General features: G+C 58.8%; 12 protein-coding genes and 1 riboswitch. Of the genes, 7 read left to right on the top strand and 5 right to left on the bottom strand.

Annotated elements, in window-relative coordinates:
• The first annotated feature begins 73 nt into the window (after positions 1–73).
• Entirely contained in the window at positions 74–1,336 is a 1,263-nt protein-coding gene (purD, locus tag AC2TEM_RS03985) for a phosphoribosylamine--glycine ligase (protein WP_170421063.1), read from the top strand.
• 94 nt (positions 1,337–1,430) lie between these two features.
• Here the strand turns inward: purD and AC2TEM_RS03980 are convergent, their stop codons facing one another.
• The 4 genes from AC2TEM_RS03980 to AC2TEM_RS03965 all read right to left on the bottom strand — a co-directional run bounded on the left by AC2TEM_RS03980 (position 1,431) and on the right by AC2TEM_RS03965 (position 4,365).
• Positions 1,431–2,129 (bottom strand): FG-GAP repeat domain-containing protein, encoded by a 699-nt coding sequence (locus AC2TEM_RS03980; RefSeq protein WP_480856002.1) that lies wholly within the window; start codon positions 2,127–2,129, stop codon positions 1,431–1,433.
• 92 nt (positions 2,130–2,221) lie between these two features.
• Positions 2,222–2,545: a 2Fe-2S iron-sulfur cluster-binding protein gene (locus AC2TEM_RS03975; protein WP_170404961.1), complete on the bottom strand. Its 324-nt coding sequence runs from the start codon at positions 2,543–2,545 to the stop codon at positions 2,222–2,224.
• A gap of 183 nt (positions 2,546–2,728) precedes the next feature.
• Positions 2,729–3,562, bottom strand: coding sequence for a TPM domain-containing protein (locus AC2TEM_RS03970; RefSeq protein ID WP_170421067.1), 834 nt, complete (start codon positions 3,560–3,562; stop codon positions 2,729–2,731).
• Between the two features lie 113 nt (positions 3,563–3,675).
• Positions 3,676–4,365 (bottom strand): glutathione S-transferase N-terminal domain-containing protein, encoded by a 690-nt coding sequence (locus AC2TEM_RS03965; RefSeq protein WP_170421069.1) that lies wholly within the window; start codon positions 4,363–4,365, stop codon positions 3,676–3,678.
• 130 nt (positions 4,366–4,495) lie between these two features.
• Positions 4,496–4,573: riboswitch (SAM riboswitch) on the top strand.
• A 62-nt stretch (positions 4,574–4,635) separates the two neighbouring features.
• Between AC2TEM_RS03965 and metZ the strand changes: the two genes are divergently transcribed.
• From metZ to AC2TEM_RS03940, 5 genes are all read left to right on the top strand, one after another.
• The gene (gene metZ / locus AC2TEM_RS03960; RefSeq protein ID WP_170421071.1) at positions 4,636–5,826 is read left to right on the top strand and encodes an O-succinylhomoserine sulfhydrylase; all 1,191 of its coding nucleotides are present in this window, start codon (positions 4,636–4,638) and stop codon (positions 5,824–5,826) included.
• A 181-nt stretch (positions 5,827–6,007) separates the two neighbouring features.
• Positions 6,008–7,111 (top strand): GTP cyclohydrolase FolE2, encoded by a 1,104-nt coding sequence (folE2, locus tag AC2TEM_RS03955; protein WP_170421073.1) that lies wholly within the window; start codon positions 6,008–6,010, stop codon positions 7,109–7,111.
• Positions 7,112–7,391: 280 nt separating this feature from the next.
• Positions 7,392–8,144 carry a hypothetical protein gene (locus AC2TEM_RS03950; RefSeq protein ID WP_170421075.1) on the top strand — a complete coding sequence of 251 codons (753 nt, stop codon included), beginning with the start codon at positions 7,392–7,394 and terminating at the stop codon, positions 8,142–8,144.
• A gap of 51 nt (positions 8,145–8,195) precedes the next feature.
• The gene (locus AC2TEM_RS03945) at positions 8,196–9,644 is read left to right on the top strand and encodes a TrkH family potassium uptake protein (protein WP_170393516.1); all 1,449 of its coding nucleotides are present in this window, start codon (positions 8,196–8,198) and stop codon (positions 9,642–9,644) included.
• A complete protein-coding gene (locus AC2TEM_RS03940) occupies positions 9,644–11,218 on the top strand; it encodes a thiamine pyrophosphate-binding protein (RefSeq protein ID WP_170421078.1) in 1,575 nt (524 codons plus the stop codon). The genes AC2TEM_RS03945 and AC2TEM_RS03940 overlap by 1 nt, the downstream gene beginning before the upstream one ends.
• Before the next feature lie 56 nt (positions 11,219–11,274).
• Here AC2TEM_RS03940 and AC2TEM_RS03935 read toward each other — a convergent pair whose 3' ends face one another.
• Positions 11,275–13,014: a serine protease gene (locus tag AC2TEM_RS03935; protein WP_170422418.1), complete on the bottom strand. Its 1,740-nt coding sequence runs from the start codon at positions 13,012–13,014 to the stop codon at positions 11,275–11,277.
• A 205-nt stretch (positions 13,015–13,219) separates the two neighbouring features.
• Here AC2TEM_RS03935 and AC2TEM_RS03930 point away from each other — a divergent pair, with 205 nt between their 5' ends.
• Positions 13,220–14,149, top strand: coding sequence for a glycine--tRNA ligase subunit alpha (locus AC2TEM_RS03930; RefSeq protein WP_170404985.1), 930 nt, complete (start codon positions 13,220–13,222; stop codon positions 14,147–14,149).
• Positions 14,150–14,154: the final 5 nt, after the last annotated feature.

Genomic DNA, 14,154 nt, shown 5'->3' with positions numbered 1-14,154 from the left:
TCAGCGCCTTGTGTCAAATCTCTGCGCAGCTTAGAACGCCGCGCAGGCAAGGCCAAGCAGATCGGAGCGTTTCATGAATATCCTCATTCTCGGCAGCGGTGGACGCGAGCACAGTCTGGCTTGGGCGGTGATGCAAAACCCCAAATGTGATCGCCTGATTGTGGCGCCGGGGAATGCCGGGATCGCCCAGATCGCAGAGTGCGCGGCGTTGGATATCGAGGATGGCGGTGCTGTGGTCAACTTTGCCGAGGAAAACGCGATTGATTTCGTGATCGTTGGCCCCGAAGCGCCTTTGGCTGCAGGGGTTGCTGACCGGCTGCGCGAAGCGGGTGTGCTGGTTTTCGGGCCCTCGGCAGAAGCGGCGCGGCTGGAGGCCTCAAAAAGTTTCACCAAGGAAATCTGTGACGCATCCGGCGCGCCGACGGCGGCTTATGCCCGGTTCGCCGAGGCTGAGCCCGCCAAGGAATACATCCGTGCGCAGGGGACCCCGATCGTGGTCAAGGCCGATGGGCTGGCTGCCGGGAAGGGCGTGATCGTTGCGATGGACGAGCAAACCGCCCTGGACGCGATTGACGACATGTTCGGCGGAGCTTTTGGTGGCGCGGGGGCCGAAGTGGTGATCGAGGAGTTCATGGAGGGCGAGGAGGCGTCTCTGTTCGTGCTCTGTGACGGAGAGGATATCCTGTCGATCGGCACAGCGCAGGATCACAAGCGCGTCGGCGAGGGCGATACCGGGCTGAACACTGGGGGGATGGGCGCCTATTCTCCGGCCCCGGTGCTGAGCGCCGAGATCGAGGCCCTTGCGATGGATCAGATCGTGCGCCCGACGGTGGCCGAGATGAAGCGGCGCGGGACACCGTTTCAGGGTGTGCTCTACGCCGGTTTGATGATCAAGGATGGTCAGCCCAGGTTGGTGGAGTACAACGTGCGGTTCGGAGATCCCGAATGTCAGGTACTGATGATGCGCCTTGGCGCTCAGGCCATGGACCTGATGCACGCGGCGGCCGAGGGTCGCTTGGCTGAGACGCGGGTGAACTGGGCCGACGATCACGCCATCACGGTCGTGATGGCGGCAAAGGGGTATCCTGGTTCTTATGAAAAAGGCACTGTGATCAACGGCCTGGGCGATCTGGCCGAGGATAGTAGCAACATGGTATTCCACGCGGGGACAAAAGCGGCTGAAGGCAAGGTTCAGGCCGCGGGTGGCCGCGTTCTGAATGTGACTGCGCGTGGGGAAACGCTGAAAGACGCACGCGACCGGGCGTATGACATGGTTGAAGGTGTTGATTGGCCTGAAGGGTTCTTCCGTCGCGACATCGGCTGGCGCGCGCTTTAACTCAGTAGTCGGGCTGCGCCCGGCTTGATGATTTCGGGGCGAGGGGCCAGCCCCTCGCGCTCCCCGAGGTATTTATGGCCAGATGAAGATCGGATCAGCACTTTAGTGAATTGGTCAGATCTTTGAGACTGTTGAGTGGTCCGAGGTCTTTTTGTCGCCAGCCCTTGCTGTACGAGACGCCTATGATCCGCGACCAGTCGGCGCTGGCGAGGATCAGCTCTGGGTGCGTTTCGCATTGGCGCAGACCGCCTGAAATAAAATCTTCTCCGATCCTGTGATTGGTAAGGCCAGGGATTGTCGCGATTTCAATGAGTTCACCGTCTTTGTAACGCCAGATGCGCAGAGTTTTCGCAAGGTGTGGGCGGTCGACATAGGCGATCTCGACATGTCCATCACCATCCAGATCGGCGGCACCGATGGGGGCGAGCCAGCGGTTGCGCGTGCCGATATGGGGGGTGGCGGCGATTTTTTGACCATTGACGTCATAGATCGCCAGTTGAGCACCCGTATGCTGCTGGGTCTCTACAACGATGACTTCGGGCAACCCGTCCTGATCGATATCGGCCAGGCGTGGGGCAAGATCTTCGAATACGCGGTCTTCGGGCAGACGTACAGTAACAGTCGAGCGTTTGGAGCTATCGGCTTTTCGCTTTGCCGCCGAGGAAATACTTGTTCCGACGTCGATTTCCAAAGCACCGTATTCGACGGCGTCGCCAAGCACCCCATGGGCGTAGCGTGTTGTTGGTTCCGTGAAGCGAGCAGATACTTTGGTTTCGCCGCTGGCTGCGGGCATATTCCCCGTTAGCCAAATGCAAACCATCAGAACAGCGCCGCGCGCCCGACGGTGCCAAAGGCGGTTGGGCTGACGCGGCGCATCAGAGTGCATCAGATCTGCTTTTCGGGCATCTGCACAACCAGACCATCCAGCGCGTCGGTGACCTTGATCTGGCAGGTCAGGCGCGAGCGGGTCGGGTCGGGTTCATAGGCGAAGTCCAGCATGTCTTCTTCCATGTCGTCCTTGGCGGGGATTCTCTCGACCCAGTCAGGATGAATATAGACGTGGCAGGTCGAGCAGGCGCAGGCGCCGCCGCAATCGGCCTCGATGCCGGGGATGTTGTTGTCGCGGGCCCCTTCCATGACCGTCAGCCCGTTGGCGACGTCGACTGTATGTTCGGTACCGCTGTGCTCGACATAGGTGATCTTTGCCATTGCTTGCGTCTTCCTTTTGCGATGTTCGAGAGCTTTCTTAGTGAAGGGAATTAGGTGATTCCAGTGGCAATTGCGACTCTGGATGCCGTGTTTGGAGTTTTGCGGCTTTGGCAAGGCTAAGTTTGCGTGCCTGGCGACGCGATTGCAGGGAAACACTGAGAAAACGAATTTGCCTGATGAGTGCTACCAGCGCCCGGACGCGCCCCCGCCACCAGATCGACCGCCGCCGAAACCGCCCCCGCCAGAGCTTTGGGAAACCTGAGGGATATAGTAGCTGGTTTCTTCAGCGTAATCGCATTTTAGGCATTCGATCCGGCGAATGCCCGAACCGGCCCTCGTTGTACTTGCGGAGAGCGTGATGCGTCGCCTCTGGCGCAGACTGCGGTTCCCACATTTTGGGCAGGTTCGAAGTCGTACCAGACCATCACTTATGAAATTGCGGCCTTTGAGCATCATAATCATCATGGCAAAGAGGCCAAATATCCAGAGACCTGGATCATCATTTGTTTTCTTGGCGGGCGCGGCCTCGCCAGTGCGAAAAGGCTGTATGATCTGATCTATGATAGCCGTAGTGCCGGCCTTGATCCCGATTGCATAATTGTTTGCTTTGAAGGCCGGGAGGAATTGCGTGTCAACAATGCGTTCCGCGGCGTGATCCCAGTCGCGCCCATAGGCGGCACCAAGCTCGATTCGCATAGCCCGGTCATCCCGTAAGACCATCACAAGCACACCATCGTTTCGAGAAGCGTCGCCGATCCCCCAGTGGTCAAAAAGCCCGGTGGCAAACTGTTCGAGCGTCAGACCGTCGGCATAGTCGCCTTGAGTGCGCAGTGTCAGGATGGTCATTTCGACCCCTGTCTCGCGTTTGAGCCCATCTAGTTGCTCAGCAAGTGCCTCCTCGTCCAACGGGCTGAGCAAATTGGCAAAGTCGTTGACGGTCGTGCTTCGATAGTCGGGATAAGTTTGCCCAAATGCAGTATTGGCCCAAATCATTAATAAGACGAAAACAATTCTCATGGCTGCCCGCGTGTTTTTCGGAAACGTATCACCGAGCGACACAATAGCAACCGGGATATGGCCCGACCCTGGAAGGTTGTGTGTCAAATGCCGATGATGGTTTTCGGTAACGATTACCGCCTGAACAATACCCCCTGCGACTGCCGGTCCCGATGATCCCCGCGCAGTTCCGCATGTAAGGCTCGGCCTGCCTGCACGCTGGGTCGGGCGCTCATCATGTCCAGCCAGCGGGTGAAATGCGGTTTGTCCTCAAGCACCTGTTGCTGGCCTTCCCATAGGCTGGCCCAGCCCCAGATCGACATGTCGGCGATGGAGTAGAAATCGCCGGCGACGTATTCGTTTTCGGCCAGCCTGCGGTCGAGCACGCCGTAGAGACGCCCGACCTCACTGCGATAGCGGTCTTTCGGATAGGGATGGTCTTGTGGCGGGTCCAGATGTGGGGCGTATTTAAGGAAGTGATGCGCTTGGCCGGCCATCGGGCCTACGCCGCCCATTTGCCACATCAGCCATTCCTCGACTGCGATCCTGTCACGTTCGGTATTGCCGTAGAACCGCCCGGTCTTGCGGGCGAGGTACATCAGGATCGCGCCGCTTTCGAAGACCGAAACAGGCGCGCCGTCAGGGCCGTCCGGGTCGACGATGGCGGGCATACGGTTGTTAGGCGAGATCTTTAGAAACTCGGGATCGAACTGGTCGCCCTTGCCGATGTTGATCAGGTGGGTTTTGTAGGGCAGCTCCATCTCTTCCAGAGCGATGGACACTTTCCAGCCGTTGGGCGTGGGCCAGAAATAGAGTTCAATCATGGGGCCTCCTTGAGTTTGGGCGATCATGAAGCTTTCTGCACAAACGGCAAGAGCGCGCCTGGCCGTGTTACGAAAGCGTGACCGGTGATCAGTCGGGCTTGACGTGTTCCGGGGCGGGGCGTAAACGCATCTTCATTCATGTGGCGATTTGTTACCGGATTGCGGGCCACGTTAAACAACACCGCTAAAAGGTCAGGATGAAAGACCCCTTTCGCTTGGCCGCGTCTGGGGTTTTTTGTTTGCCTCCAATGCGGGGCTGAAAGGAATGAGATGAGCGAGAGCTGGAACAAACGCACCCAAGCCGTCCATGGCGGCATCCGTCGCAGTCAGTACAATGAGGTTTCTGAGTCGATCTTTCTGACGCAGGGGTTTGTCTACGATAACGCCGAGCAGGCCGAGGCCCGGTTTATTGAAAGCGGCCCGGATGAGTTCATCTATGCCCGCTACGGCAACCCCACCGTGTCGATGTTCGAGCAGCGTATCGCAGCTTTGGAAGGCGGCGAGGATGCGTTTGCCACCGCTTCAGGTATGGCCGCTGTGAACGGTGCGCTGACTTCGATGCTGCGGGCGGGCGACCATGTGGTTTCAGCCAAGGCGCTTTTTGGGTCCTGTCTGTATATCCTTGAAAACATCCTGACGCGTTATGGCGTTGAGGTGACCTTTGTAGACGGCACCGATCTGGACGCGTGGGAGGTCGCGATCCGGCCTGACACCAAGGCAGTGTTTTTTGAATCCATGTCGAACCCGACGCTTGAAGTGATCGACATCACGTCCGTGTCTAAGCTGGCCCATGCGGTGGGTGCGGTTGTAATCGTGGACAACGTGTTCTCGACACCCGTGTTCTCGCGCGCGATCGAACAGGGAGCCGACGTGGTGGTCTATTCGGCGACCAAGCATATCGACGGGCAGGGCCGGGCGCTGGGCGGCGTGATCATCGGCACTAAGGAATTCATCCGTGGCACGGTCGAGCCTTACATGAAGCACACCGGCGGTGCGCTTAGCCCGTTCAGCGCTTGGATCATGGTCAAAGGTCTTGAAACTATGGCCCTGCGCGTAAACGCGCAAGCCGACAGCGCGCAGAAGATTGCAGAAGCTTTAGAAGGGCATTCTGCATTGGAGCGGACTCTGTATCCCGGGCTGAGAACCCATGCGCAAAACGCGTTGGTGCAAGAGCAGCTGGGCGGCAAGGGCGGTACGGTTCTATCGCTGGACATCAAGGGCGGCAAAGCGGCGGCGTTTGCTTTCCTGAATGCGCTGACGATCCCTGTGATCTCGAACAATCTGGGCGATGCCAAGTCGATCGCAACGCACCCGGCCACCACAACGCACCAGCGTCTGAGTGACGAACAACGCGATGAGTTGGGTATCACGCCGGGCCTGATCCGCCTTTCGGTTGGGCTTGAGGATGCCGGTGATTTGCTGGCGGATATCCAGCGCGCGCTAGACGTATCTCAGGGCTAGTGATGCGCCGGGAATGCACCATCAGGCGGATGTGATCCGCCTGATCCGGCGCATTTGGTTGTAAAATGACGATTTCTTGCCTCGAATTTCGATCCGGACTGCTATTCCGCGCGTATCGTTCAGGACTGGTAATTAAACCTCGGTGGTATATAACCGTCGGCCTAGCAAGGGATCCGTGCCAATGAACATTCATCCGCGCGACATCAACGAGACACCCGATCACGATCAGGCCGCAGCAGCGCTCAAGGTGCTGCGCGAATGGGCGAAATCAGCCTCGGCGGCCGAGATCAGTCAACTGGACCCGGCCATTGCGCAGCTTGTCCCGGGGCTGTTGCCGTCAAACTATCCAGCCCTGTCGCGCGAATATCCCCACGAGTTCGAGGCGGATGCAGCCTACAAGGCCACATTGCCGGATCTGCAAAACGGTCCGTCCAGCCTGATCCGGGGTTCGATGCAGCAGATCCAGCATGTCGGCATCTCGAATTTCCGTCTGCCGATCCGGTTCCATCGCAAAAGCGGTGCCGAGCTGACACTTGAGACCTCGGTCACCGGGTCTGTCAGCCTTGAGGCCGAGAAGAAGGGCATCAACATGTCTCGGATCATGCGGTCCTTCTACAAGCACGCCGAGCGCACCTTTAGTTTTGAGGTGATGGAGGCAGCACTGAACGACTATCTGACTGATCTGGATAGTTTGGATGCGCGCATACAGATGCGGTTTTCCTATCCCGATCGGATTGAGAGCCTGCGTTCGGGCTTGTCCGGATACCAGTATTACGACATCGCGCTGGAACTGGTTGATCAAGGCGGGGAACGTCTGAAGATTATGCATCTGGACTATGTCTATTCGTCCACTTGCCCCTGTTCATTGGAACTGAGCGAACACGCGCGCGCAACCCGCGGGCAGTTGGCGACGCCGCATTCCCAGCGCTCGGTGGCGCGGATTTCGGTGGTTATCGATTGCAACGCCGATTGCCTGTGGTTCGAAGATCTGATCGCGCTGTGCCGCCGCGCGGTGCCAACCGAAACTCAGGTGATGGTCAAGCGCGAAGATGAACAGGCCTTTGCCGAACTGAACGCGGCCAATCCCATATTCGTGGAAGATGCCGCGCGTCTGTTCTGCGCCGAGCTGCAGGCCGATCATCATGTCGGCGATTTCCGTGTGATCGCCAGCCATCAGGAAAGCCTGCACAGCCATGATGCGGTCTCGATTCTGACCGAAGGTCCAACCTTCGAATCCGCGAGCCTGGACCCGCGTTTGTTCACGACGCTGTTTCATGTGGGCTGATTGACCCTGCGGAAACTGCTGGAAAAACAGTCAAAAATCCTGCATGGGCGCTTTTTTGCCGCAATGCAGCAGGAATTGCTGCATCTGCACCCTGAATTGCGCTAGATTGTCCCCGAGTGCAGCTGCTGCGCATCCGTAAAAACCGGGTCGCGCAGCCCGAAAGGAAACCGGGACGTGCAACACTTGGACCGCCAACCTGCAAATCCGCCCGGACGATTGGGGCGGGCGGGGTCCTTTACTCATCTACCCGCTGCCTCGGTTTTATCAGGAGAGACATGCAATGAATCCGATTACTCAACCGCTTGAGTTTCAGGCAGCCGCCATCCGGATGGCCGGTTACGCAATGGCCAGTCAGATGGAGATCATGCAGATCATGACCCGCGCGGCTTTTGATCTGCCGATGACACCTCTGCACGGACTGAAGACAGCCGAGGCACCCGCACCGGTTGCCCGCGAAGTGGCGACACCAGCAACGCGAAAGCCAGCCAGACCGGCTGCAAAAGCCAAGGTTGCAGTAAAGCCTAAAGAGGCGCCGAAACCCAAAGCAGCACCAAAGCCGAAGGCGGCGGCTAAGCCTGCGGTGGCACCTGCGCCGAAAGCGGCGGCTCCTAAGGTTGCGGCCTCTGCACCCAAGGCGGCCCCGGTAGCCAAACCGGCTGTGAAAGCAGCACCGGCGAAGGCCAAAGTATCTGCAAAACCCGCCTCGAAAGCGGCCAAGCCAGTATCAACGGCGGCCAAGCCGGTTGCGGAGTTCAAATCTTCAGCACAAGCCAAGGCACAACCGGCAGCCGCAGCGCCGAAAGCATCAGCAAACACGGCAAAAGCGGCGCCCAAGGCACCTGCGGCAGCTAAGCCCGCCCCGGCAAAAGCTGCGCCTCTGGCCACAGCGGCTCCGAAACCTGCCGCTGCAAAACCTGCGACGAAGAAACCCGCAGCTGCGTCGGCTGAGCAGGCCAAACCGGCACCGCGTCGTGCACGCGCCCCGTCGAAGCCACCCGCGATGCCGGGCGTTGAGATAAAATCCGACAGTTAACACGGATCATCTGCTTGACACCGTCGGGCTGGCGCGCCAACGCTGCCCGTCATGATGGATCTTCGCCCGGTCGGATATGTGATTGGCCTGCTGGTCGCCATTCTAGGGGCGACCATGCTGCTGCCTATGCTTGTCGACATGATCGAGGGGCGGGGCGAGTGGCATGTTTTCTTTGAAAGCGCGGTCATAACACTGCTGACCGGCAGTGTTCTTGCGATGAGTTGTTCCAACGGAGTGGGCGAAGGTCTGACCATCCGTCAGACCTTTTTGCTGACCTCGGGTGTCTGGGTGGCGTTGCCGGTTTTTGGCGCAATTCCTTTTCTGTTCGGCGAAACTGAACTGCGTTTCGTCGATGCCTATTTCGAGGCGATGTCGGGGCTGACCACCACAGGTTCAACCGTGATCTCGGGGCTAGACGAACTGCCACAGGGCTTGTTGCTCTGGCGGGGCGTTTTGCAATGGTTGGGGGGCATCGGAATCATCGTCGTGGCGATGGTGTTCCTACCCGAGCTGCGCGTTGGTGGGATGCAGATCTTCCGCTCGGAAGGGTTTGAAACCATGGGAAAAATTCTGCCCCGTGCGCAAGAGATCGCCGGGCAGATTTCCTTGATCTACGTATTTCTGACGGTGGTCTGTGCATTGGTCTATGCCGGTTTCGGCATGAGCTTTTTTGACGCCGTCGTACATGCCATGACCACAATCGCGACGGGCGGGTTTTCAAACTATGACAGCTCTTTCGCCCGGTTTTCGGGACCTCTGGAATATGCCGCTGCCATCTTCATGATCCTCGCGGCGCTGCCATTTGTGCGGTATGTGCAATTGGCCAATGGTCACACAAGCTCGTTGTGGAAAGACAGCCAGATTCGGGCGTTTCTGGCAACCATCGTGGTTCTGGTTGTGATCATGTCGATCTTCCTGACTTCGGTCTTTCCGCACCATTGGGAGCAGGCGTTCCGCGAGTCGCTGTTCAACATCACATCGATCATTTCGGGCACCGGGTACGCGAGTGTCGACTATATGGGCTGGGGCAGTTTTCCGGTCATGTTGTTCTTCCTGATCGGATTGATTGGCGGTTGCGCGGGGTCCACCGCGTGTTCGATCAAGGTGTTCCGCTATCAATTGCTGTTTGCGTCGATTAAAACCCAGCTCAGCCGAATTCGTTCGCCGCATGGTGTGTTCGTGCCGCGCTATGATGGACGACCGATCAGTCGCGACGTGCTGACCTCGGTCATGAGTTTCTTCATGTTCTTTGCACTATCGATGGGGGTTCTGTCGTGGGCGCTGGCCCTGACTGGGTTGGACTTTATCACCTCGGTATCGGGGGCCGCGACGGCACTGGCTAATGTGGGGCCGGGACTGGGGGAACAGATCGGGCCAGCAGGCAACTTTGCGGGGCTGAATGACGGTGCCAAGTGGCTGCTGACGATTGGGATGCTGGTCGGACGCCTTGAACTGCTGGCTGTCTACGCAATCTTTACCGTTCAATTCTGGAGAGGCTAATGAAACGACCCCTTGGGGCGCAGATCTCGCACATGCTTAAGGATCGTGGCGTTGACGTGATCTTTGGCATACCGGGCGTGCATAATCAGGAGATGTATCGCGGTATCGAAGAGGCCGGGATCACGCATGTTCTGGCCCGGCATGAGCAGGGGGCCGGTTTCATGGCCGATGGATATGCCCGCGCGTCTGGCAAGCCGGGGGTGGCCTATGTGATCACCGGACCGGGCCTGTGCAACATCATGACGCCGATGGGGCAGGCTTATTCGGATTCGGTGCCGATGCTGGTGTTGTCTTCTTGCCTCGAAGAGACACAAGCACTGCGTGGCCAATTGCATCAGATGAAGGATCAACGCGCTGCGGCCGAGACAGTTACAGACTGGTCCTGTCAGGCGAACGATGCCAAGGCTGCCTATGGTCTGATCGAGCGCGCCTTCGAAGAGTTTGAGCTGTCGCGCCCGCGACCGAAACACATTCAGGTACCCATCGCGCAATTGGAGGCCGAGGCAGCGCCTGCACCTTTTCCAAACCAGCCTGCCTTGCGCAACCAGACTGTTCCACCGGATGTGGCACCGGTTCTGTCGCTGCTGAATATCGCGCAGCGGCCGTTGTTCATATTAGGCGGCGGGTGCCGGTCTAACCTTTGGCGACAGATCCTGACCCAATTGGGGGCGGCGTGCTTCACGACGTATGCCGGTCGCGGGCTGGCCGGGTCCGATTATCCGCTGGATTTCGGATCGATGCTGCCACGACCGGGCAGCGCCAAAGTAATTGCCTCGGCTGATCTTGTCGTTGTTGTCGGTGCTGAACTGGGCGAGGTTGATCTGTGGCGCCATGATCTGGGCCACAACGCAACTATGGTGCGTGTTGATCTGGACCCGCAAGTGCTGTCAGACCACCATCGTGCGGCTGTCAAACTGCAGGCAGATGGTGAGAGTTTTGCGCATGCGCTGTGGGCAGTGTCCGATCAGGTAAAACCATCCGCTGGTTGGTCTGCGGACGAGGTGCGCGAGGCGCGCGCGCGCTGGCGGGCCGAGGTAGATGCCGAGCGCCCGGGCATTGTCCCCGTGGTCGATGCACTCAGGGCGGCCATGCCCTTGGATACGATGATTTATTCGGACATGACCCAATTCGCGTATGTCGCGAAAGAAGTCTGGGACATGGGCTTTCCTTATCATTGGCACCACCCGACTGGATTTGGCACGCTGGGGTACGCCCTGCCAGCCGGGATCGGTGGTGCAGTAGCACGGCGGGGCAAACCCACAGCGGTCATCGCGGGTGACTATGGTTTTCACTACACAATGCAAGAGCTTGGGGTTGCTGTCGAACTCGGCCTGCCGCTACCCATCATTCTGTGGGACAATGGTAAACTCAAAGAGATTGAAGAGAGCATGGTGCGCGGACAGATCGCGCCTAATGCGGTGATCGCGCGAAACCCGGATTTCTGCAAACTGGCCGAGGCGTTCGGGGCGCTGTCAGCTGCACCGAAGACGCTGGATGAGATGCAGGCCGCAGTGCGCGCCGCCTTTCAGGCCGAGGTTCCCACATTGATACGGGTCACACCGGATATCCTGTAAACCTATGAAAAAAGGCGTGCACCTTCGTGCAGCGCCTTTTCCCTGAACCTGATTGTTCAGTCCCAGCAGTGCACCAGAACGGTCATTCCGTTGGCTCTGCGGCTCAGTTCGTTGGGTGAAATCTGGGCTGAGCCTTGGGCGGGCTGACCTGAGATGCCCGCCTTGGTCAGAACTTCGGTCAGACGTGCCACATTCGCCGCAAGGCTGACCGAGTCGGGCAGGGTACGCCCATCGGAAGGGGCAGGTAGCAACATGCCAACAACGCTGCCGCTATCGTCAAAGACAGGTCCTCCCGCGTCGCCGGGCTGGGCGGACAGTGCAAGGCGTTTGACGCCATCTTCTCCATTCAGGCCGCGGATATCAGCGATTTCGCCAAAGGTCAGAGTAGGGGCACCCAACGCGCCTTCGTAAGAAAAGCCCGAAACAGCGACCTGAGACTGAATACGCGGAACGCCCGCGCGGAACTCGGCAACACTGATCGGGGCTAGGGTCTTGCTAGGACGCAGCACAGCGACACCAAGGTCGGCATCCTGCCAAGCCAGCTGAACCTCTTGGTCACCGTCCAGCGTGATGCGGGTGCAGCTTTCAGCGGCCTCGGTGACCGTCAGAACCGTACCATCAGCGTCGGCGAAGAAGCCCGATCGCGATAGCCGCGGTTTGCGGATTTGCAGTCCTGACATCAAATCGATGCGCTGGTCAGCATCCGCTCCGGCACCGGCATCCAGTACGGCATCGGTCGTGGCAAAGCTTGCGCGCATCGCGGCCAAAACTCGGGCGCGGCGAGCCTCATCCCCGGCAGGCCAGACCAGCGTGAAACCTTTGATCTTGCCGTCTTTCAGAGCTGCTTGCGTGAACGAGGTCATGCCATTTCCGCGCCCTTCAATCGTGAAGCTGTTGCCGCGCAGGCTGCGCTCACCGTCCAGAGGAACGATTTCAAGCGACTGCATCACTTGATAGAGCGCCCGCAGGGTTGCGGCAGAGCCTTCCTGCGAGATCAGCAGCGCCTTGGCGTCCAGATCAGAAGTGGGGTTGAAATGGGCAAAGGGTGCCTCGTAACGGTCAAAGCCCAAGACGCCTATTGGCATGTCCAGTTCGATCCCGGCTTGCGGGTCGGAATAGTGTGCCATCCCGACGCTGATCAGTGGAGCGTTGTAGTCATCCATCAGGGTTTTGCGCTGCAGCGTGGTCAGAACGCCAGTCGCGTCGAACCCGTTGGAACGTTGCCAATCGCCCATCGAGCGGCGGGTGTCCTGACCAAAGGCTCCGTCAATTGTTGAATTGTAGAACCCGGCTGCCTGCAACGCGATTTGCAGGTCTCTGCGCTCTTGCGCGGTCAAAAGGCGTTCGCCCTGCAGAGCCTGCGAACGGGTTTCATCTGCGTCCTGCAGGGTAAGACCGGCCAAGGGCTGATCTGGCTGCGGCTCGGGTTGGATCGGGGCGGTGACGACGCCGCGGTTCAGGATGTTGGCACCGATGGGCCAGAACTGTTGCCCCAGCGCGCTGGAGAAGGCGATGAAACTGTCCGATGGGATCTGACGCTCGGCCCTGTAAACGCGCAGCACCTGTTCGGCGTCGTCGCGTAAATAGGGCCCGATAACAATGGCATACCAGCCAGAATTCAGCCGAAACCCGTTCACATCGGGCAGCGCGTTCGCATAGACCTGCGCCCGTTCCTGCGCCTCGCGCAGCGACGGCTGCGCCTCGATCTGAACAAAGACGCCCGCATCTTGCTGGGCAAAAGCGGCGCGCAGGCCGAAGAGGATAAAGAATGTAATAACCGTAAATACGCGTGTCATTGTCTGCCCGTGTTCTGCAGTGTTTTCACTTTGGCGCAGATTACGCGGAATCGCGGTCCGATTGCCATGCCCGGAATACGGGGAATTCTGTGTGTGGCCGCTCAGCGACAGAGTGGCCGATTGGCCCGTTGACGCCCTTGGATGCCTTGCATAGGAAGGGCCGAACCCACCGGAACCGGGCGCTTGGGCGTCCAAGGGAATTGTCATGACCGAACCCAATAGCGCACCACGTTCATTTCAAGAGATTATCCTAAGGCTTCAGTCCTATTGGGCGTCGAAAGGCTGTGCGATCCTGCAACCCTATGACATGGAGGTCGGCGCAGGTACGTTCCATCCGGCAACCACCCTGCGCGCTTTGGGGTCCAAGGCTTGGGCAGCGGCCTACGTTCAGCCCTCGCGTCGCCCGACAGACGGACGTTATGGCGAAAACCCGAACCGGTTGCAGCATTACTATCAATACCAGGTGCTGATCAAACCCAGTCCGCCTGATTTGCAGGAACTGTATCTGGGCAGCCTCGAGGCCATCGGCATCGACATGGATCTGCACGACATCCGCTTTGTCGAGGATGACTGGGAAAGCCCCACTCTGGGTGCGTGGGGTCTGGGATGGGAGGTTTGGTGTGACGGCATGGAAGTCAGCCAGTTCACCTATTTCCAACAGGTCGGCGGCCATGACTGTGCGCCGGTTTCGGGTGAGCTGACCTATGGTTTGGAACGTCTGGCCATGTATGTGCTGGGCATCGACCATGTGATGGACATGCCCTTCAACGATCCTCAGTCGCCCAGCCCGCTGACCTATGGCGACATCTTCAAGCAGACCGAAGAGGAATACGCCCGCTGGAACTTCGATATTGCCAATACCGAGGTCCTGCTGCGTCATTTCGAAGAGGCTGAAACCGAATGCGCGACCATTCTGGCGCAGGAACATGACGACCCGAAGACGGGCAAGCGCATCATCATGGCGCATCCCGCATATGATCAGTGCATCAAGGCCAGCCACATCTTCAACTTGCTGGACGCCCGCGGGGTGATTTCGGTTACCGAAAGACAGGCCTATATCGGCCGCGTTCGCGCATTGGCCAAGCAATGCGCCGATGCGTTCGTGCAGACCGAGGCTGCCGGGTTCGAAGTTTGATGCAG

This window comes from Ruegeria sp. HKCCD3925 (assembly GCF_057221175.1).
The sequence above is the reverse complement of the archived record's forward strand: the minus strand, read 5'-3'. Positions and strand labels throughout refer to the sequence as shown.